We start from the raw sequence: 19,340 nt of genomic DNA, 5'->3' as shown, positions 1-19,340 counted from the left end.
ATCCTGCCGCACGAGCGGGCTCACCCCTGCGGTCAGTGCGCCTGCGCGCCGCTGGCCTCGTGCGCCTTGCGCCGGTGCAGGGTCAGGCTCAGCACCGTCACGACGATCGCGCCGACGACCAGCCCGAGCAGGGCGCTGCCGAGGGTGTTGACCACCCAGCCGACGACCGAGCCGAGCGCACCGGTGGCCTCGGCCGCGGCCTCCTCCAGGTGGTGCACCACCTCGTAGAGGACGTGCAGCCCCAGCTCGTCGGTACCCACCAGCAGGATGTGGCCGCCGACCCACAGCATCGCGGCGGTGCCCACGACGGTGAGCGCGCTGAGCAGCTTCGGCATCCCCTTGACCAGCCCGCGGCCGAGCCGGGCCACCCCTGCGCTGGACCGCTGGGCCAGGTGCAGCCCGACGTCGTCCATCTTCACGATCAGACCGACGACGCCGTAGACCAGGACGGTGATGCCCAGCGCGACGATCGCCAGGATGACCGCCCGGGACCAGAAGCCCTGGTCCACCACCTCGTTCAGCGAGATCACCATGATCTCCGCGGACAGGATGAAGTCGGTGCGCACCGCCCCGGACACGATGGTCTTCTCGTCCGGGAGGGCCTCCTCCACCGACGCGTGGGCCTCTCCGTGGCCCTTCACCCGGTGCCAGATCTTCTCCGCGCCCTCGTAGCAGAGGTAGGCGCCACCGACCATGAGGATCGGGGTGAGGAGGAAGGGCAGGAACTCGCTCAGCAGCAGGATCGCCGGCAGGATGATCAACAGCTTGTTGCGCAGCGAGCCCAGCGCGATCTTGCGGATGATCGGCAGCTCGCGGTCCGCGTTCAGCCCGTGCACGTACTGCGGGGTGACCGCGGTGTCGTCCACGACCACCCCGGCGGCCTTGATGCTGGCCCGCCCGGCAGCGGCCCCGATGTCGTCGATCGAGGCGGCGGCCGCGCGCGCCAGCACCGCCACGTCGTCGAGGAGAGCCACCAGTCCACCCGCCACGGGAGGTTCCTTCCGATCGGTCCGCACTCGCGTGCTGTCGGAGGACATGGTGGTCGATCAGGCGGTGCCGCGCGCGCTCGCCGCACCGCTCGGGGTCAGCGACGTCCCGCGCGCGTGGTGGGGGGCCCCGCCGGCCGGTGCGCCGGGTGGGCGAGGATCAGCCCGTGCGTGCGGTGGTGACCCGGGTCAGCGAGGCGTCGGTGACCGTCGAGGGTGAGGTGGTCGGCGCGATCGGCGCGGGCCTGCTGGCCCTGGTCGGGGTCGGCCGGGACGACGACGGGGCCCGCGCCCGCGCGCTCGGGAAGAAGCTGCACGAGCTGCGCGTCTTCCCCACCGACGACGGCGCCCGCTCGGTCGGCGACCTCGGCCTGCCGGTGCTGGTGGTCAGCCAGTTCACCCTCTACGCCGACACCCGCAAGGGACGCCGTCCCTCCTGGGCCGACGCCGCACCCGGGGAGCTGGCCCAGCCACTGGTCGACGAGGTGGTCGCGGAGCTGCGCCGGCGGGGCACCGAGGTCGGCACCGGCCGGTTCGGCGCCCGCATGTCCGTGGCCTCGGTGAACGAGGGGCCGATGACCCTGCAGCTGGAGGTCTAGCCGCCGACGGAGCGGGGTACCACACCGCTGTCACTCGCTTCCGGAGCCCATGCAGTGTCGCCGACCTGGACGTTGCCTGTGAGTCCTCGCGCCCCGGAACACGCACCCCGGTAGGTCCGTTGTACACGACGTACCACACGGACAGAACGACCGGAGAGCCAGCCGGCTGATCCCGGACGACGTTCTGACCTCCACCGGGGTGCACCGCCAGACGACTCGCGACGGCGACGCATCCGGACCCCGAAGCAAGGACGAAGACTCATCGTGACCGTGCTGCAGTCCTCCCACACCGACACCCTCGAGGTGCGCTCCCCGCGCCGCGCCCCGGACACCAGTGGCCTGGTGTCGACGGACCTGGTGCGCGTCTACCTCAACACCATCGGCAAGACCGCGCTGCTGACCGCCGAGCAGGAGGTCGAGCTGGCCAAGCGGATCGAGGCCGGCCTCTACGCCGACCGGCTGCTGAACGAGAAGAAGCTGACCCCGGCGCTGACCCGGGACTACAAGCTGCTCGCCGCGGACGGCAAGGCGGCCAAGGCCCACCTGCTCGAGGCGAACCTCCGTCTGGTCGTCTCCGTGGCCAAGCGCTACACCGGCCACGGCATGACGTTCCTGGACCTCATCCAGGAGGGCAACGTCGGCCTGATCCGCGCCGTGGAGAAGTTCGACTACACCAAGGGCTTCAAGTTCTCCACCTACGCCACGTGGTGGATCCGGCAGGCCATCACCCGGGCCATGGCCGACTCCGGCCGGACGATCCGGCTCCCCGTCCACCTGGCCGAGCAGGTCAACAAGGTGGTGCGCACCCGGCGCCGGATCCACCAGGAGCTGGAGCGCGAGCCCACCGCCGAGGAGCTGGGCCTCGAGCTGGACATGACCCCCGAGCGGATCACCGAGCTGCTCGAGTACTCCCGCGACCTGGTCTCCCTCGACCAGACCGTCGGTGCCGACGAGGAGTCCCGGCTCGGTGACTTCATCGAGGACGCCGACGCCGCGGTCGCCGAGGACGCCGTCGCCTTCCAGATGATGAAGGGCGACGTGCGCAACGTCCTGGAGACCCTCGAGGAGCGCGAGCGGGACGTGGTGGTCATGCGGTTCGGTCTCGACGGCGGCCAGCCGCGGACGCTGGAGCAGATCGGCAAGCGCTTCGGCCTCTCTCGCGAGCGGGTGCGGCAGATCGAGCGCGAGACCATGACCAAGCTGCGCGCCCCGCAGCGCGCCGACGCCCTCCGGGACTACCTCGGCTGAGCGGTCCTCGGGATCGCACCGCGGCGCGACGACGGAGCCCCTGCCCTGGTGGGTGGGGGCTCCGTCGTGTCAGGTGCCGGGGCGGAACATGCGGCGGGGGCCGGAGTCGACGCGGGCGGTGGGGGGGCCGACCCGGACGACCGCGCCGGCCACGACCAGGCTGCGGCCGCCGTGCCAGGCGTCGGCCGGGCCGACGATCACCGGCTCCAGGGTCAGCCCCAGCACCTCGGGCACGTCGTCGCCCAGCCGGGCGACCCGCAGCAGCAGGTCCTCCAGGGCCGCGGTGTCGACCGGCGCACTGCCGCGGTAGCCGTTCAGCAGCGGCCAGGCCCGCGGCTCCCGGACCAGCTCGTGCGCGTCCAGGTCGGTCAGCGGCAGGGTGCGGTAGGCGCGGTCACCGAGCAGGTCGGTGGCCACCCCGCCGACGCCGAAGCTGACCAGCGCACCGAAGGACGGGTCGTCGACGATCTCGACCACCGTGGCCACCCCGGGCGCCGCCTGCTCCTGGACGATCACCGGGTCACCGGCCGGGATCGCCGCGAACGCCGTCCGCACGTCCTCGGCGTCGGCCAGGTCGAAGCGCATGCCGCCCAGGTCGCGCCGGTCACGGAGCCACGGCGCGGTGGACTTCAGCACCACCGGGTAGCCGATCGCCTCGGCGGCGGCGACCGCGGCCTCGGCGTCCTCGACCCGGCGGGTGCCGAGCATCGGCACCCCGTAGGCGCCCAGCAGCGCCATCGTCTCCTCGTCGGTGAGCTCCCGGCCCTGCGGGGACGCCGCCAGCGCGGCCGTCACCACGCGCTGGGCGACGGGCTCGTCGATCCCCTCCAGCTCCGGGACGACGCCCAGCGGCCGACGGCGCCAGCGGGCGTACTCGCTGACCTTCGCCAGCGCGATCACCGCGCGCTCGGGGGTGGAGAACGAGGGCACCGAGCCGCGCGCGGGCATGCCGTGCTCGTCGCGGATCGCCAGCTCGTCGGGGATGCCCTCGGTGGACAGGAAGTTGGCGACCAGGGGCTTCTCCGACCCCACCGAGACGTCGCGGAGCACCTCGCCGAAGGGCTGCTCACCGCGCAGCAGCGGGGGCAGGAAGACCGCGACCACGCTGTCGACCCCGTCGTCGTCCAGGGCGGTCTGCAGCGCGGACCGGAAGTCCTCGGGGGTGCCCTCGGTGCCGATGTCGACCGGGCGGTCGTGCGCCAGCGCCAGCCCCTGCTCCAGGACGGCGTCGGCGACCAGCACGCCCATGGCGGTGGAGTTGCCGACCACGGCGACCCGGTCGCCGGCGGGCAGCGGCTGGTGGGCCAGCAGGGTGCCGACGTCGAAGAGCTGGGCCAGGGTCTCCACCCGGATCACCCCGGCCGAGGCGAACAGCGCCGCGACCGACTCCTCGGGGACGGCGACGCTGGTGCCGGCCAGGCCGGCGGTCATGCCGACGTGCCGGCCGCTCTTCACCGCGACCACCGGCTTGGTGCGGCCGATGCCGCGGGCCAGCCGGGCGAACTTGCGCGGGTTGCCGAAGCTCTCCAGGTGGAGCAGCACCACCTCGGTGCCCGGGTCACTGGCCCAGTACTGGAGCAGGTCGTTGCCGCTGACGTCGGCCCGGTTGCCCGCGGACACGAAGGTGGACAGCCCGATGCCCCGTGCGCGGGCCCGTTCGAGCAGGGCGACGCCGAGCGCGCCGGACTGGGCGAAGAAGCCGACCCGGCCGCGGCCGGGGACGTCGGGGGCGAGGCTGGCGTTCAGCCGCACCGCGGGGTCGGTGTTGACGATGCCCAGGCAGTTGGGGCCGACCACCCGCATGCCCGACGCCCGGGCCGAGGCGACCAGCGCCCGTTCGGCGGCGCGCCCCTCGGGCCCGGTCTCGCCGAACCCGCCGGAGATGACCACCAGACCGCGGACGTTCTTCCGCCGGCATGCCTCCACCACGGCCGGCACCTCGTCGGCGGGCACGGCGAGGACGGCGAGGTCGACGTCGTCCGGGATCGCCTCGATGTCGGCGTAGGCCGGCACCCCGCGGACGTGCCGCACCGCCGGGTTGACCGGGTAGAGCGGGCCGTCGAAGCCGTACTCGAGCAGGTCGTGCAGCACTGCGTGGCCGACCTTGGCCGGGTCGTTGCTGGCCCCGACGATCGCCACCGACCCGGGGTTGAGCAGCCGGCCGATCGACCGGGACTCACTGCGCTGCTCCCGCTCGTGGGCCACGGCCAGCGACTGCTCGGTGGGCGCGATCGGGAAGGTCAGGTGCACCACGCCGTCCTCGTAGGACCGCTTGGCCGAGTACCCGGCGTCGATGAAGACCCGCACCATCGCGCTGTTCTGGCTGAGCACCTCGGCGACGAAGCGGCTGATCCCCCGCTCGCGGGCCGCCGCCGCCAGGTGCTCGAGCAGCACCGACCCGAGGCCGCGGCGCTGGTGGGCGTCCTCGATGAGGAAGGCGACCTCGGCGTCGTCGGTGCCCGGGTAGCGGTCGTAGCGGCCGACCCCGATGAGCTGGTCGCCGAGCAGCACGACGAAGGCGACCCGGGCGTCGTGGTCGACGTGGGTGAAGCGGTGCAGGTCCTTGTCCGACAGCCGGCGCATCGGCCCGAAGAACCGGTAGTAGCGGGTCTGGTCGGAGCTGCGCTCCATCAGCCCGACGATCCCGTCGGCGTCCTCGGGGGTGATCGGCCGCAGGTGCACGGTGCCGCCGTCGGCAGCGACGACGTCGGCCTCCCAGTGCGGCGGCGCAGCGGGGCTCACAGGCGTCTCCTCGCTCACGGTCACCCCCTCGGTCGGCCCCTCAGCAGGGTCCCGCGGCGAGCCTGCGAGTCGTGGGGGGCTGAGGGGTCCTTCGTCAATCACGGGGGTCGTCCGGGTCGAGTCCGAAGTAGGGGAAGGCGGCGGTGCGGGTGCGCAGGATCGCCCGGTCGACGCGGTTCTCGGTGAACGGGTCCCAGCGCTGGAAGCCGACGTAGCCGCCCTCGGTCATGCTCACCGGCGGCGGGGTGTGCAGCCCGCGGGCGCGGACGTCGTCCTGCCAGCTCTGCGGGATGTCGGTGGTGCCGGGCAGGCGGTCGCCGCTGGCCTCGGCGATCAGGTGGGTCCAGGCGCGGGGCACGCACCGCACGACGCCGTAGCCACCACCGCCGAGGGCGACCCAGCGGCCCTCGCAGACCTCGTGGGCCAGGTCGTGCACCGCCCGGTAGGAGGCACGCTGACCGTCGACGGTGAGCCCGAGGTCGGCCATCGGGTCCTCGTGGTGGGCGTCGCAGCCGCACTGGGTGACGAGGATCTGCGGGGCGAAGGCGCGCACCACGCTGGGCACGACCGCGTGGAAGGCGCGCAGCCACCCGGAGTCGTCGGTGCCGTTGGGCAGCGCCAGGTTGACCGCGCTGCCCAGCGCCTTCTGCGGGTCACCGGTCTCCTCGGGGAACCCGGTGCCGGGGAAGAGGGTCAGCGGGGTCTGGTGGACGCTGACGGTGAGCACCCGTGGGTCGTCGTAGAAGGCCGCCTGCACGCCGTCACCGTGGTGCACGTCCAGGTCGACGTAGGCGATCCGCTCCCAGCCCTGGGCCAGCAGCCAGGCGATCGCGACCGCGGCGTCGTTGAACACGCAGAACCCCGAGGCCGCGTCGCGCATGGCGTGGTGCAGGCCCCCGGAGATGTTGACCGCGTGCTGCGCACGCCCGCTGGCGACCTGCTCGGCGGCCAGCACGCTGCCGCCGGTGATCAGCGCGGCGGCGTCGTACATGCCGGGGAACACCGGGTTGTCCGGTGTGCCGAGACCGTGTCCGACCCCGTAGGGGTCCTCCGGTGCCCGGCGCACGGCCTCGAGGTAGCCGGGGTCGTGGACCAGGGTCAGCAGGTCCGCACCGGCCTGGGTCGGGCTGAGGACCTCGAGCCGGGGCCGGTCGAGCACACCCAGGGACCCGGCCAGCCGCATGGTCAGGTCCAGCCGGACCGGGTGCATGGGGTGGTCGCCACCCATGGTGTAGCCCAGCAGCGCGTCGTCCCAGACCACCGTCACGGCGTCGCTCACGCCCCCGCACCCCCGTGGTCGGGACGCGGGCAGGGTGGTGCGGTGCTCCTCGTCGAGCATGCGAGCTCCCTCACCGCGCCGACGCTACCGGTGCCGGCGGCCGCGCGCGCCGGCGCGACGCGGTGCTCGCCGGCCCCGCCGGCGTGCCCCGTGGACTGGCCCCCGCCTCGTAGGATCGGGGGCACCTGACGGAGGAGTGGACGTGAACGACCTCATCGACACCACGGAGATGTACCTCCGGACGATCTTCGAGCTCGAGGAAGAGGGCATCGTCCCGCTCCGGGCCCGGATCGCCGAGCGCCTGCACCAGAGCGGCCCGACCGTGAGCCAGACCGTGGCCCGGATGGAGCGGGACGGGCTGCTGACGGTGCAGGGCGACCGCCACCTGCAGCTCTCCGACGAGGGCCGCGAGCTGGCCACCGCGGTCATGCGCAAGCACCGGCTGGCCGAGTGCCTGCTCGTGGACGTGATCGGCCTGGACTACGCCGACGTCCACGAGGAGGCGTGCCGCTGGGAGCACGTGATGAGCGAGGCCGTGGAGCGCAAGCTGCTCAGCCTGCTGAACAACCCGACGGTCTCGCCGTTCGGCAACCCGATCCCCGGCCTCGACGCCCTCGGCGGCGACACCTCCGCGGTGCTCGACGCACTCACCCTGCTCTCCACCACGGCCACCCCCGAGGGCAGGCCGGTGGTGATCCGGCGGATCAGCGAGCAGCTGCAGGAGGACGCCACGCTGCTGCGCACCCTGGCCGACCTGGGGGTCCGGCCGGGGTCCACGGTGACCGCCTCGCTGGCCAACGGCACCGTCCTGGTCGACGGCGAGCCGCTGCAGCCCGGCGTGGCGCAGCACGTCTTCGTCAGCGCCGTCGAGGAGGAGCTCACCCCGGTCGAGGCCGCCGAGGCGACCGCCGGCGTCAGCTAGGCCCGCCCGCTCCACCCGGCCCACCGAGAGCCGCACCCCCGCCGGGGGTGCGGCTCTCGCCGTGACGGGCCCCGGTCGGCCCACTCGTTCGCACGGCTCACGACCTGCGTCACTAGGCTCGCCGGGGACACCGCCGCGACGCGCAGAGAGAAGGCACCGGTGAGCGACTCCCCAGCTCCCTCCGAGCAGCCCGAGAGCACCCCGCCCACCCCGTTCCACCGGCTCGCGGACTTCGTCGCGCTGCCGCGGCTGGGCGGGCTGGCCCTCTCCCCCGACGGCACCCGGCTGGTCACCTCGGTCGCGACGCTGGACCCGGCGGGCACCCGGTGGCAGTCGGCGCTGTGGGAGGTCGACCCGGCCGGGCAGCGTCCGGCCCGGCGGCTGACCCGCGGCGCGGCCGGTGAGTCCGCGCCGCAGTTCTCCCCCACCGGCGACCTGCTCTTCACCTCCGCCCGACCCGACCCCGACGCCGGCAAGGACGCCGGTGAGCCCAAGGCCGCGCTGTGGGCCCTCTCGCCGACCGGCGGCGAGGCCCGACTGGTGCTGCAGCGCCCCAGCGGCATCGCCGGGGTGGCGGTCGCCGCGGACACCGGGGACGTCGTGGTGGTGACCCCGACGATGCCGGGCGCCGAGGACGCCGACGCCGACACCGCCCGCCGCACCGCCCGCAAGGACTCCGGGGTCACCGCGCTGCTGCACGAGAGCTACCCGGTGCGCTACTGGGACCACGACCTGGGCCCGGCGGTGCCGCACGTGTTCTGGATCGGGCAGCTGCCCGCCGAGCCGGCGCCGGGCACGGCCCCGGCCGCGCCCGAGTGGCGTGACCTCACCCCGGACGCCGGCCCGCCGCTGGGGTCCGGCGATGAGGTGGCCCTCTCCCCCGACGGCCGGCTGGTGGTGCGGAGCGAGGACGTCCCCGACGGCCCGGCCGGACGGCGATCCCGCCTGGTGCTCACCGAGGTGGCGTCCGGGCGCACCCGTCCGCTGGTCGACGACCCGCTGGCGGACGTGTCCGGGGCGCGCTTCTCCCCCGACTCCCGCCAGGTGGTCTGCGTCCGCCAGTCCGCGACGACCTACGACGACCCGCCGGAGTACACGCTGCTGCTGGTCGACCTGGACGACGACCAGCCGGCCGGCGTCCGCGAGCTGACCCCCGACTTCGACCGCTGGCCCAGCGCTCCGCAGTTCGCCGCGGACGGCACCGCCGTCTACTTCCTGGCCGACGACGACGGCCGGCACGCGGTCTTCCGGGTCGCCGTGGACGGCGGCGCACCGGTCCGGCTGACCGACCAGGGCGCGTACAGCGACCTGCAGGTCGCCCGGGACGGCAGCGCCCTCTACGCCCTCCGGTCGGGCTACGACACCCCGCCGGTGCCGGTGCGCCTGGACCCGACGGCCACCGGGCAGGACCCGACCCCGCTGCCCAACCCGGGCACGATCACCTCGTTCCCCGGGACGCTGCGCGAGCTGGACGCCACCGCCGCCGACGGCACCCGGGTGCAGTCCTGGCTGGTGCTGCCCGAGGGGGCCAGCGCGGACACCCCGGCCCCGCTGGTCCTCTGGATCCACGGCGGGCCGCTGATGAGCTGGAGCTCCTGGTCGTGGCGGTGGACGCCGTGGGTGCTCGCCGCCCGCGGGTACGCCGTGCTGCTGCCCAACCCGGCGCTGTCCCAGGGGTTCGGTCAGGACTTCGTCCGGCGCGGGTGGGGTGAGTGGGGCGATGCCCCGTACACCGACCTGATGGCCGCCGTGGACGCCGCCGAGGCCCTGCCGGAGATCGACCAGACCCGTACCGCGGCGATGGGCGGCTCGTTCGGTGGCTACATGGCCAACTGGGTGGCCACCCAGACCGACCGGTTCAAGGCGATCGTCACCCACGCCAGCCTGTGGCACCTCGACGGCTTCGTCGGGTCGACCGACTCCTCGTACTACTGGGAGAAGGAGTTCGGCGACCCGCTGACCGAGCCCAAGCGGTACGAGCAGAACTCGCCGCACCGCTTCGCCGACGCGATCCGCACACCGATGCTGGTCATCCACGGCGACAAGGACTACCGGGTGCCGATCGGTGAGGGCCTGCGGCTCTGGTACGACCTGCAGAAGCGAGGCGTGCCGTCGAAGTTCCTGTACTTCCCCGACGAGAACCACTGGGTGCTGACCCCGGGCAACGCCGCGGTCTGGTACGAGACGGTGATCGCCTTCCTGGCCGAGCACGTGCTGGGCGAGGAGTGGCAGCGGCCCGAGCTGCTCTGACGGGGGCTCTGCTGACGAGGTCGGGGCGCCGGCGCTGCTGCCGGCGCCCCGGTCACCGGCGCACACCGCCCGGGTCGTCGGCCTGCCGCATCAGCCGGCGCACCTCCCGCGGCGGCATGCCGGCGTGCAGCGCCGTCCGCAGCAGGCCGGCGAGGGAGTAGCCGGGCTCGCTGTCCAGGGCACGCTCCAGTGCCACGTTGGCCAGCGCGCCGTTCCCGCCCACCCACGCGGCGACGGCGAGCAGGGTGGCCGGTGCCGCGTCCAGCGGTGCCGGTGCCCGCCGGACCAGGTCGGTCCAGACCACCTCGGCGGCCGCCGCCTGCGGCCCGACCGTGAGCGACAGCGCCCGGTCGCGGAGTTCGAGGTCGCGCAGCCCCCATGCCAGCCGGGCCACCTGCCGGTCCGACAGGCGCTCCACCGAGCCGGGCCGGTAGGCCGCCACGGCCGCCAGAACGGCGTCCCAGCCCTCGTCGGCGACGGCGTCCCAGCCCAGCTGCGCCGTCCGGTGGGCGAGCTCGTCGCCGACCTCCTCGCAGGCCCGGGCCATCCCCGCCGCGGCCAGGAAGCCGACCGGGGCGATCCGCCGGGCGAACGCCGCGCGGTCCTGCTCGACGACCTGCCCGGCGAGCGCGCCGGCCACCGCGAGCTGGCTGGTGCCGCTGGGCAGCGGGGTGCCCAGCTCCGGGGCGCAGCAGCCCTCCGCACAGTCGTAGTCCCACCACCGGCCGCCGCGGACCAGCAGTGCGTCGCGCACCGGCAGCCCCTGGTCGTGCAGCGCGGACACGGCCTCGTGCACCAGCTCACGGTGCGGCAGGACCGCGACCGCCGGGCCGGGTGGGAGCGGTGCCGCCCGGTCGTCGGCGTCGTCGGACACCACGGCCAGCAGGGCGGCCACGGGGTGGTCGGTGCGCAGCGCCCGCACCACGTCCCGCACCACCGCGGTCCGGTGCTCCTCCGGTGGCAGGTCGACCCGGACGGTCAACCCGAGGGTGACCGGTGTCGTGCCGCGCATGCTGACCAGCACGAGCGACTCACGGGGGCGGAAGCCGATGAGGTGCGGCAACGCGGCGGCCACCTCCCCCGGGCCGGAGAGGCGGACGGTGTGCTCGGGCCGTGGGTCGGACATGGCCATGACCCTGCGTGCACCGCCGCCCCGGTGGCCGCCGGACGACCCGGTTGTGGACAGCACCACCGGCTGTGGACACCGCGCGGCACGGTGTCAGGGCGCCGGGGCAGCCTCCCGGTCGTGCGACAGCGGCGTGCGGACCCCTCAGACCTCGTACTGGACGGCGGAGCGGCTGGCCAGGTGCGGCTTGACGTGCTCGGCGATCACCGCGAGGTGCCGGGCGTCGCCGGCGTAGGCGCGGAAGGCCTCGAGGTCGGGGAAGTCGGCGACCAGCGCGGTGTCGGCGTTCCCGTCGACGAGACCGGCGTCGGGGCCGACCGCGAACGAGGTCATCCCGCCCACCTCCTCGGGCAGCCGGCGCAGCGCGGCCAGCGTGGCCTCGCGGGTCTGCGGGGAGGTGTCCTCGGTCCAGGTGAACAGCACGACGTGGCGCAGCATGACCGCACCCTGCCAGGCCGGTCCGGGCACCGGCCAGCGGAGGGGCCCTCGTTACAGTCCGGGCATGGGACGGTCGTTGCGGGTCGCACTGCTGTCCTACCGCAGCAAGCCGCACAGCGGCGGGCAGGGCGTGTATGTCCGCGCGCTCTCCCGGGAGCTGCGCGAGCTGGGTCACCGCGTCGAGGTGCTCAGCGGCCAGCCCTACCCGGAACTGGACGACGGCACGCCGCTGACCCGGGTGCCCAGCCTCGACCTCTACCGGGAGCCGGACCCGTTCCGCACCCCGCGGCTGCGCGAGTTCTCCAGCCTGGTCGACGTCGCCGAGTTCGCCACGATGTGCACGGCCGGCTTCCCCGAGCCGCTGACCTTCACCCTGCGCGCGGCCCGGCTGCTCGGCCGGCGGGCCGCCGAGTTCGACGTGGTGCACGACAACCAGTCGCTCGGGTACGGGTTGCTGCAGCTGCGCCGCCGTGGCCTGCCGACGGTCGCCACGGTGCACCACCCGGTGGCGATCGACCGGGAGCTCGAGCTCGCCGCGGCGCCCGGCCTGCGGCGCCGGCTGACCCTGCACCGCTGGTACGCGTTCACCGGCATGCAGGCCCGGGTCGCCCAGCGGCTGGACGGGATCACCACCGTCTCCGAGAGCTCCCGTCGCGACATCGACCGGTACATGGGCGTGCCCGCCGGGCAGGTCGAGGTCATCCCGGTCGGCATCGACCCGTCGGTGTTCCGGCCGGGCGACCCCGCGGCCCGGGAGAGCGCCCGGATCGTGGTCACCACCAGTGCGGACGTGCCGCTCAAGGGGTTGGTGCACCTGCTGGAGGCGGTGGCCAAGCTGCGCACCGAGCGGGACGTGCAGTTGACCGTGATCGGTACCGCCCGCCCGGGCGGGCCGGCGGCCACCGCGCTGGAGCGCCTGGGCCTGGGCGACGCCGTGCGGTTCACCGGGCCGGTCGCGCAGGAGGAGCTGGTGCGGCTGCTGCAGACGGCCACCGTGGCCGCGATCCCCTCGCTGTACGAGGGCTTCTCCCTCCCGGCGGTGGAGGCGATGGCCTGCGCCACCCCGCTGGTGACCACCGACGCGGGCGCGCTCCCGGAGGTCGTCGGCTCGCACGCCGGCGTGCAGGTGCCCGCCGGCGACGTCGGCCGCCTGGGCGAGGCCCTGCGGCTGGTCCTCGACCACCCCTCGCTGCAGGAGCAACTCGGCCGGGCCGGGCGCACCCGGGTGCTGGGCAGCTACACCTGGCGCCGCACCGCCGAACGGACGGCGGACTGGTACGCCGACGTCGTGGACCGGCGGGCGGCCGGAGCGACCGGAGGGCAGCGCGGGTGCTGACCGTCGACTACGACCTGCTCGACGTGCGACCCGGCATGCGGGTGCTCGACCTGGGCTGCGGGGAGGGCCGGCACGCCTTCGAGGCCTACCGCCGCGGTGCCTCGGTGCTCGCGGTCGACTGGGGCCAGCACGAGGTGGCCACCACCGCCGAGTGGCTGGGTGCGATCGCCGCCGCCGGTGAGGCCCCGGACGGCGCCTCCGCGGCGGTGGCCCGCGGCGACCTGCGCGCCCTGCCGGTGCCCGACGCCAGCGTCGACCGGGTGATCGCCTCCGAGGTGCTCGAGCACATCGTCGACGACCGCACCGCGCTCGCCGAGATCGCCCGGGTGCTGCGGCCGGGCGGCCGGGTCGCGGTCACCGTGCCCCGCTACGGCCCCGAGCGGGTCTGCTGGGGCCTGTCGGACGCCTACCACGCCAACGAGGGCGGCCACATCCGCATCTACCGCGGTGACCAGCTGTGGGAGCGGCTGGCCGCGGCCGGGCTGCAGCCGACCGACACCCACCACGCGCACGCCCTGCACGCCCCGTACTGGTGGCTCAAGTGCGCCGTCGGCGTCGACCGGGACACCGCGCTGACCCGCGCCTACCACCGGCTGCTGGTCTGGGACCTGGTCCGCCGCCCGTGGCTGACCCGTACGGCCGAGCGGGTGCTCGACCCGCTCATCGGCAAGAGCTTCGTGATCTACGCCGACAAGCCCACCGCCGCGGAGCCGGCCGACCGGTCCGCCGCTGGGGGGCGGGCCGACCAGAGCGCCGCCTCGGAGGACGCGCCCGCGGGTCTCGCCCGTGCCTGACCGGCACCGCGGCGTCGACCTGCCCGAGGTCCCCGGCGTGCTGAGCGCCGACCAGCTGCGGCAGACGGTCGCCGCGATCGCCGCCGAGCAGGCGCCCGACGGCGCCCTGCCCTGGTTCCGCGGCGGGCAGCTCGACGCCTGGGACTCCGTCGAGGCCGCCATGGCCCTGGACGTCGGCGGCGAGCACGACCGGGCCCGGGCGGCCTACGACTGGCTGGCCCGCCGGCAGCGGCCCGACGGCTCCTGGGCCGCGGAGTACCGGGACGGCGTCGCCGTCGCACCGGCGGTGGAGAGCAACCACGCCGGCTACCTGGCCGTGGGCGCCTGGCACTCGTGGCTGTGCACCGGCGACGCGGCACTGGTCGACCGGCTGTGGCCCACCGTCCGCCGGGCGCTGGACCTGGTGACCCGGATGCAGCTGGCCACCGGGGCGATCAGCTGGGCGCTGCGCCCCGACGGCACCCCGGACGACACCGCGCTGCTCACCGGGAACGCCAGCCTCTCCCAGGCGCTGCGGGCCGGCGTCGCCCTCGCCGAGCTGGTCGGGGAGGCCCAGCCGGACTGGGAGGTCGCCGCCGCCGACCTCGGCCGGGCCCTCCGCGAGCGGCCCGGGGCCTTCGCCGACCGGTCGCGGTACTCGATGGACTGGTACTACCCGGTGCTCGCCGGGGCGGTCACCGGCCCGGCCGCCACCGACCGGCTGGCCGCCGGCTGGGACACCTTCGTCGTCCCCGGGCTCGGGGTGCGCTGCGTCGCGGACCGGCCGTGGGTCACCGGCGCGGAGACCTGCGAGCTGGCCCTCGCCCTGGCCGCCGCCGGGCGCCCGGAGGACGCGACCGAGCAGCTGGCCGCGATGCAGCACCTGCGCGCCGAGGACGGCTCGTACTGGACCGGGCTGGTGTACGCCGACGACGCTCGCTGGCCGGTCGAGCGCACCACCTGGACGGCGGCCGCGGTCGTGCTCGCCGTGGACGCGATCGCCGGCACCGGTCCGGCGGCCGCGCTCTTCGCCGACCCGGCCGCGCTGGACCGCCCCACGGTGGCCGAGCCACGGTGACCGGCGCCGCGGCCGAGGATCCGGGACCGGCGGACGCGGACCGGCGACCGGCGACCGGCGACCGGTGCACTGTGACGGGGGCGCTGGGTTGACCGCGGAGAACGCCGGGCACGATCACCCGGTGATCACAGACCCGTCCCCCGGGCCGGCGGCGGTGACCTGCGTGGTGGCCAGCCGCAACCGGCGCACCGACCTGCTGGCCAGCCTGCCCCGGCACGAGGCGCCGGTCGTGCTCGTCGACAACGCCAGCACCGACGACACGGTGGAGGCGGTGCGCGCGGCCCACCCGGAGGTCACCGTCGTCCCGCTGGAGCGCAACGCCGGGGCGGTCGCCCGCACCATCGGCACGGCCCGCGCGGGCACCCCGTTCGTCGCCTTCACCGACGACGACTCCTGGTGGGCCCCCGGCGACCTGGCCCGGGCGGTCGAGGTCATGCGGGCCCACCCCCGCCTCGGGCTGCTCGCCGCCCGCATCCTGGTCGGCCCCGAGGAGACCCTCGACCCGGTCTGCACCGAGATGGCCGACAGCCCGCTGGGCACCGAGCCCGACCTGCCCGGCCCCTCGCTGCTCGGGTTCGTCGCCTGCGCCGCACTGGTGCGCACCGAGGCGTTCACCGCCGCCGGCGGGTTCGACGAGGTGGTCCGCTTCCCGGGCGAGGAGGAGCGGCTCGCCCTGGACCTGGCCGCCGCCGGCTGGGGCCTGGCCTACGTCGACGACGTCACCGTGCACCACCACCCGTCCACCCGCCGCGAGCCGTCGGCCACCCGGCAGGCCGGTCTGTGGCGCAGCCGGGTGCTGACCGCGCTGATGCGCTACCCCCTCCGGGACGTCGCCGGCCAGCTGCTGCGCACCGTGCGCGCCGGCCGGGTGGGCTGGCGGGGCCTGGCCGGCGCGGTGCCCCGGGTGCCGGCCGCGCTGCGCAGCCGCCGGGTGCTGCCGCAGCGCGTGATGCACGGCGTCCGGGAGCTGGCGTCGTGACCGGAACAGCCCAGGAGCTCGACGGAGAGGACACCGTGACCAGCGCACCGACCGAGCCGGCGCCCGGCGGCGCCGGACCCGACCCGCGGGTCGCCGTCGTGGTGATCACCCACGACCGCCGCAACGAGCTGCTGCTGGCGCTGTCCCGGTTGCGCGAGCTGCCCGAGCAGCCGCACGTCGTGGTGGTCGACAACGGCTCCTCCGACGGCACCGCCGACGCCGTCGGTGAGCAGCACCCGTGGGTGGAGCTGATCGCCAGCCCGGAGAACCTGGGCGCGGTCGGCCGCAACCTCGGCGTCGCCCGGCTCGACACCCCCTACGTGGCCTTCTGCGACGACGACACCTGGTGGGACCCGGGCTCGCTGCGCGCCGCCGCCGACGCCTTCGACGCCCACCCCCGGCTGGCCGTGGTCACCGCGCGGATCCTGGTCGAGCCCGGCAGCACCGAGGACCCGATCGTCGCCGAGCTGCGCGACTCCCCCGTCGTCGGCGCCGACTGGCTGCCCGGCCCGGCGCTGGGCAGCTTCCTGGCCGGGGCGAGCGTGCTGCGCCGGGAGGCCTTCGACGAGGTCGGCGGCTTCAACGAGCGGCTGTGGCTGGGCGGTGAGGAGGAGCTGATGGCCGGCGACCTCGCCGCCGCGGGCTGGGAGCTGTGCTACCTGGAGCAGCTGACCATCCACCACCAGGCCAGCACCGCCCGCGACCCGCACAAGCGACGGGCCGACGGCATCCGCAACACCCTCTGGACGACGTGGCTGCGCCGACCGCTCAAGCCCGCGCTGCGCCGTACGCTGCACCTGCTGCGCACCGTGCCCCGGGACCGGGTCACCGCCCGCGGCCTGCTCGCCGCCGTCCGCGGCCTGCCCTGGCTGGTGCGCGAGCGCCGGGTGCTGCCCCCGCACGCCGAGGCCCGCTTCGCCGCCCTCGAGGACGCCCAGCGGACGTCCACCGCCCGGCGCTACGTGAGCTGAGATGCGCCACGACGCGGTGTCCCGTGCCCGGGACACCGCAGTCGGCCGCATCTCGGCGGGCCGGCCGCTGGGTCAGCGGGCGCAGGCGATGCAGGTGCGGGCCTGCGGGCGGGCGGCCAGCCGTTCGGGAGCGATCTCCCGGCCGCACTCGGCGCACCGGCCGTAGTCGCCCGCCGCGGCCCGGGCCAGCGCGGCGTCGACGTCGGCCAGCCGGCGCTGCGCCTGGTCCAGCAGCGCGGCGACCTGCTGCCGCTCGAAGGCGATCGTCGCGCCCTCCGGGTCGTGCTCGTCGTCGGCGTTGGACGACCGGGAGGCGGCGACCACCTCGTCGAACTCGCAGGTGAGCGCGTCGATCTGGGCCAGGGTCTCGGTGCGGGTCCGGGCGAGGTCCTCGGCTGCGCTCACCAACCCATCGTCCTCCCCACGACGCCGGCTCAGGCCGAACGGCGCAGCAGCCGCAGCGAGCCGGTGCCCGGCAGCTCGGTGAACTCACCCGACGCGAGCACCCGGGAGTAGACGCCGAACGGGGCCTGACCGCCGTCCGCCGGGTCCGGGAAGACGTCGTGGATGGCCAGCGTCCCGCCCGGTGCCAGCTTCGCCACCCAGGCGTCCTGGTCGCGGCGCGCGGACTCCTCGGTGTGGCTGCCGTCGAGGAACAGCAGCGCCAGCGGCGTCGCCCAGAGCGGGGCGAGCACCTCCGAGCGGGTGACGACGGCGATGACGACGTCCTCCGCGCCGGCGGCGGCGATGGTGCGGCGGAAGGCGGGCAGGGTGTCGATCCGGCCGACCAGCGGGTCGACCAACGACGGGTCGTGGTACTCCCAGCCGGGCTGGTGCTCCTCCGAGCCGCGGTGGTGGTCGACGGTGACCACCTGGCGGCCGGTCTCCCGGGCGGCGGCTGCGAGGTACAGCGCCGACTTGCCCATCCAGCTGCCGACCTCCAGCAGCGGCCCGGGCACGTCGACCGCCCGGGCGGCCTCGTACAGCGCCCGCCCCTCGTCCGGGGGCATGAACCCCGGCGCGGCCGCCGCGGCGGCCAGCAGGTCGGCGGTCATCGGGGGTCCCGCGGGCGCGGTGCCCCGCCGGCCGGGCCGTCACCGCGCACCCGGGGTGCCGGGTCGTCGGTCGCCCGACGACCGATCGGCCCGTCGGCCGGGCGCCGGCCCAGCGGCTCGTCGGCCGGGCGCCGGCCCAGCGGCTCGTCGGCCGGGCGCCGGCCGGCCGACTGGTCGCCCGCCCGGGCGGCGGCCGGCGCCTGCTCCTCGGCGGCGGGCGGCGTGGCGGTCGCGCTGGACGCGGCCGCGGCCACCAGGGCGCCGATCAGGGTGGTCACCGGGACGGCCAGCACGAGGGCGATCCCGGCCACCAGGGTGCCGATCACCTGCTCGCCCACCTCCGAGCCGGTCAGCGTCGTCCAGAACGGGCGCTGGTAGAGCTCGAAGAGCAGCAGCAGCGGCAGCGACGCCCCGGCGTAGGCGAAGACGATCGTGTAGACGGTCGAGGCGATGTGGTCGCGGCCGATCGCCATGCCGCGGCGGAACAGCTCCAGCCAGCCGGCCTCCGGCGAGGCCTCGTGCAGCTGCCAGACCGCCGATGCCTGGGTGATCGTCACGTCGTTGAGGATGCCCAGCCCGGCGACGACGAGCGCGGCCAGCACCAGACCCGAGAAGTCCAGCGTCGGGTCGAACTGCAGCAGGGTCACCGACTCCTCGCTGGAGAAGCCGGTCAGCCGGGCCACCGCGACGGACACGGCACCCAGCACCGCGCTCAGCGCCAGCCCGAACATGGTGCCCAGCAGGGCCGTCGTCGTCCGTGCCGAGAAGCCGTGCGCCAGGTACAGGACGACGAACATGATCGCGGAGGAACCCACCAGGCTCACCCAGATCGGTGGCCCGCCGTCGAGCAGGGCCGGGAGCATGAACGTCATCAGGACGGCGAAGGCGAAGCCGAGCCCGAGCAGCGCGCGCAGCCCGCGGAACCGGGCGACCACCCCGACCACCAGCACGAAGGCCAGCGCCAGCGCCACGATCGGGGTGCCGCGCGGGAAGTCCTGGAACGCGTAGCCGGGCTCGCCGGTCTCGACACCCGGGTCGCGGGCGAGCACCAGCTCGTCGCCCTCGGCCACGCCCTCGGCCACGACCTCCGGCGGCAGCTCGACCTGCACGTAGTCACCGGCGCTGGGGCCCTCGGCGACGACCATGACGGCGCGGGCGCAGATCTGGGCCGGCGCCTCACCGGTCGCCGCGGCGCACTCGTAGGGCTCCAGCGAGGCGACGGTGGCCTCCGGGAACGTGGTGCCCGGCGGCAGGAACGACTCCGCCGCCTGCTGGGCCGCGGTCTGCCCGCCGCTGGGCCAGAGCAGGAACAGCCCGACCAGGGTGGCCAGGCCGACCGGCACCAGCGCGACGAGCATCATCCGCACGGCCCTGCGCCGCCGGGCGACGGCAGCCGGGTCGGGCGGGATCGGCTCGCCGTCGGGTCCGGTCTCGGGTCCGTGGCTGTGGAGGTGGGCCGGCACCCGGTCAGGCTAGGCGGCGACGGCCCCGATCTCCGGGCGGACCGGCGGACGGTCGCCGAACCGCCCAGCCGGTCGGCTCGATCAGCTCGGCCGGT

The 19,340-nt window shown here is 75.2% G+C and carries 17 protein-coding genes; 9 read left to right on the top strand and 8 right to left on the bottom strand.

The features are described 5' to 3' along the window. Positions 1-32: 32 nt before the first annotated feature. Entirely contained in the window at positions 33-974 is a 942-nt protein-coding gene (locus tag ACJTNH_RS15935) for a DUF808 domain-containing protein (protein WP_458177347.1), read from the bottom strand. Positions 975-1,153: 179 nt separating this feature from the next. On the opposite strand from ACJTNH_RS15935, the gene dtd reads away from it, so the two are divergent. Continuing rightward, positions 1,154-1,585: a D-aminoacyl-tRNA deacylase gene (gene dtd, locus ACJTNH_RS15930; RefSeq protein ID WP_458177345.1), complete on the top strand. Its 432-nt coding sequence runs from the start codon at positions 1,154-1,156 to the stop codon at positions 1,583-1,585. A 264-nt stretch (positions 1,586-1,849) separates the two neighbouring features. Next, complete coding sequence (gene sigB / locus ACJTNH_RS15925) at positions 1,850-2,833, top strand: RNA polymerase sigma factor SigB (protein ID WP_458177343.1); 984 nt, start codon at positions 1,850-1,852, stop codon at positions 2,831-2,833. Positions 2,834-2,902: 69 nt separating this feature from the next. On the opposite strand, the gene ACJTNH_RS15920 is transcribed toward sigB, so the two are convergent. Continuing rightward, positions 2,903-5,575, bottom strand: coding sequence for a bifunctional acetate--CoA ligase family protein/GNAT family N-acetyltransferase (locus ACJTNH_RS15920; protein WP_458177341.1), 2,673 nt, complete (start codon positions 5,573-5,575; stop codon positions 2,903-2,905). A 94-nt stretch (positions 5,576-5,669) separates the two neighbouring features. Beyond that, positions 5,670-6,854 (bottom strand): acetoin utilization protein AcuC, encoded by a 1,185-nt coding sequence (locus ACJTNH_RS15915; RefSeq protein WP_458177339.1) that lies wholly within the window; start codon positions 6,852-6,854, stop codon positions 5,670-5,672. A 202-nt stretch (positions 6,855-7,056) separates the two neighbouring features. Between ACJTNH_RS15915 and ACJTNH_RS15910 the strand changes: the two genes are divergently transcribed. Further along, complete coding sequence (locus ACJTNH_RS15910; protein ID WP_458177338.1) at positions 7,057-7,776, top strand: metal-dependent transcriptional regulator; 720 nt, start codon at positions 7,057-7,059, stop codon at positions 7,774-7,776. Between the two features lie 159 nt (positions 7,777-7,935). After that, complete coding sequence (locus tag ACJTNH_RS15905; RefSeq protein ID WP_458177336.1) at positions 7,936-10,026, top strand: S9 family peptidase; 2,091 nt, start codon at positions 7,936-7,938, stop codon at positions 10,024-10,026. Between the two features lie 52 nt (positions 10,027-10,078). On the opposite strand, the gene ACJTNH_RS15900 is transcribed toward ACJTNH_RS15905, so the two are convergent. Beyond that, positions 10,079-11,152 carry a DUF4192 domain-containing protein gene (locus ACJTNH_RS15900; RefSeq protein ID WP_458177334.1) on the bottom strand — a complete coding sequence of 358 codons (1,074 nt, stop codon included), beginning with the start codon at positions 11,150-11,152 and terminating at the stop codon, positions 10,079-10,081. 144 nt (positions 11,153-11,296) lie between these two features. Beyond that, a complete protein-coding gene (locus ACJTNH_RS15895) occupies positions 11,297-11,590 on the bottom strand; it encodes a Dabb family protein (RefSeq protein ID WP_458177332.1) in 294 nt (97 codons plus the stop codon). Between the two features lie 64 nt (positions 11,591-11,654). Between ACJTNH_RS15895 and ACJTNH_RS15890 the strand changes: the two genes are divergently transcribed. From ACJTNH_RS15890 to ACJTNH_RS15870, 5 genes are all read left to right on the top strand, one after another. Further along, complete coding sequence (locus ACJTNH_RS15890; protein ID WP_458177330.1) at positions 11,655-12,926, top strand: glycosyltransferase family 4 protein; 1,272 nt, start codon at positions 11,655-11,657, stop codon at positions 12,924-12,926. After that, entirely contained in the window at positions 12,920-13,720 is an 801-nt protein-coding gene (locus tag ACJTNH_RS15885) for a class I SAM-dependent methyltransferase (RefSeq protein ID WP_458177328.1), read from the top strand. Before ACJTNH_RS15890 ends, ACJTNH_RS15885 begins: the two co-directional genes overlap by 7 nt. Next, positions 13,713-14,777 carry a prenyltransferase gene (locus tag ACJTNH_RS15880; protein WP_458177326.1) on the top strand — a complete coding sequence of 355 codons (1,065 nt, stop codon included), beginning with the start codon at positions 13,713-13,715 and terminating at the stop codon, positions 14,775-14,777. The genes ACJTNH_RS15885 and ACJTNH_RS15880 overlap by 8 nt, the downstream gene beginning before the upstream one ends. A gap of 121 nt (positions 14,778-14,898) precedes the next feature. Continuing rightward, complete coding sequence (locus ACJTNH_RS15875) at positions 14,899-15,756, top strand: glycosyltransferase family 2 protein (protein ID WP_458177324.1); 858 nt, start codon at positions 14,899-14,901, stop codon at positions 15,754-15,756. Next, on the top strand, positions 15,753-16,727 hold the full coding sequence (locus tag ACJTNH_RS15870) for a glycosyltransferase family 2 protein (RefSeq protein ID WP_458177322.1): 975 nt from the start codon (positions 15,753-15,755) through the stop codon (positions 16,725-16,727). The genes ACJTNH_RS15875 and ACJTNH_RS15870 overlap by 4 nt, the downstream gene beginning before the upstream one ends. Positions 16,728-16,799: 72 nt before the next feature. On the opposite strand, the gene ACJTNH_RS15865 is transcribed toward ACJTNH_RS15870, so the two are convergent. From ACJTNH_RS15865 to ACJTNH_RS15855, 3 genes are read right to left on the bottom strand one after another with little or no spacing between them, the layout of a single operon-like run. After that, complete coding sequence (locus ACJTNH_RS15865; RefSeq protein ID WP_458177320.1) at positions 16,800-17,132, bottom strand: TraR/DksA family transcriptional regulator; 333 nt, start codon at positions 17,130-17,132, stop codon at positions 16,800-16,802. Positions 17,133-17,161: 29 nt separating this feature from the next. Next, the gene (locus ACJTNH_RS15860) at positions 17,162-17,782 is read right to left on the bottom strand and encodes a class I SAM-dependent methyltransferase (protein WP_458177318.1); all 621 of its coding nucleotides are present in this window, start codon (positions 17,780-17,782) and stop codon (positions 17,162-17,164) included. Continuing rightward, positions 17,779-19,245, bottom strand: a complete 1,467-nt coding sequence (locus tag ACJTNH_RS15855) for a YibE/F family protein (RefSeq protein ID WP_458177316.1) — start codon at positions 19,243-19,245, stop codon at positions 17,779-17,781. Before ACJTNH_RS15855 ends, ACJTNH_RS15860 begins: the two co-directional genes overlap by 4 nt. Positions 19,246-19,340: the final 95 nt, after the last annotated feature.

The sequence above is a fragment of the Modestobacter lacusdianchii genome (genome assembly GCF_054177765.1).
Note: the sequence above shows the minus strand (reverse complement) of the source record. Positions and strands in the feature narration are given on the sequence as shown.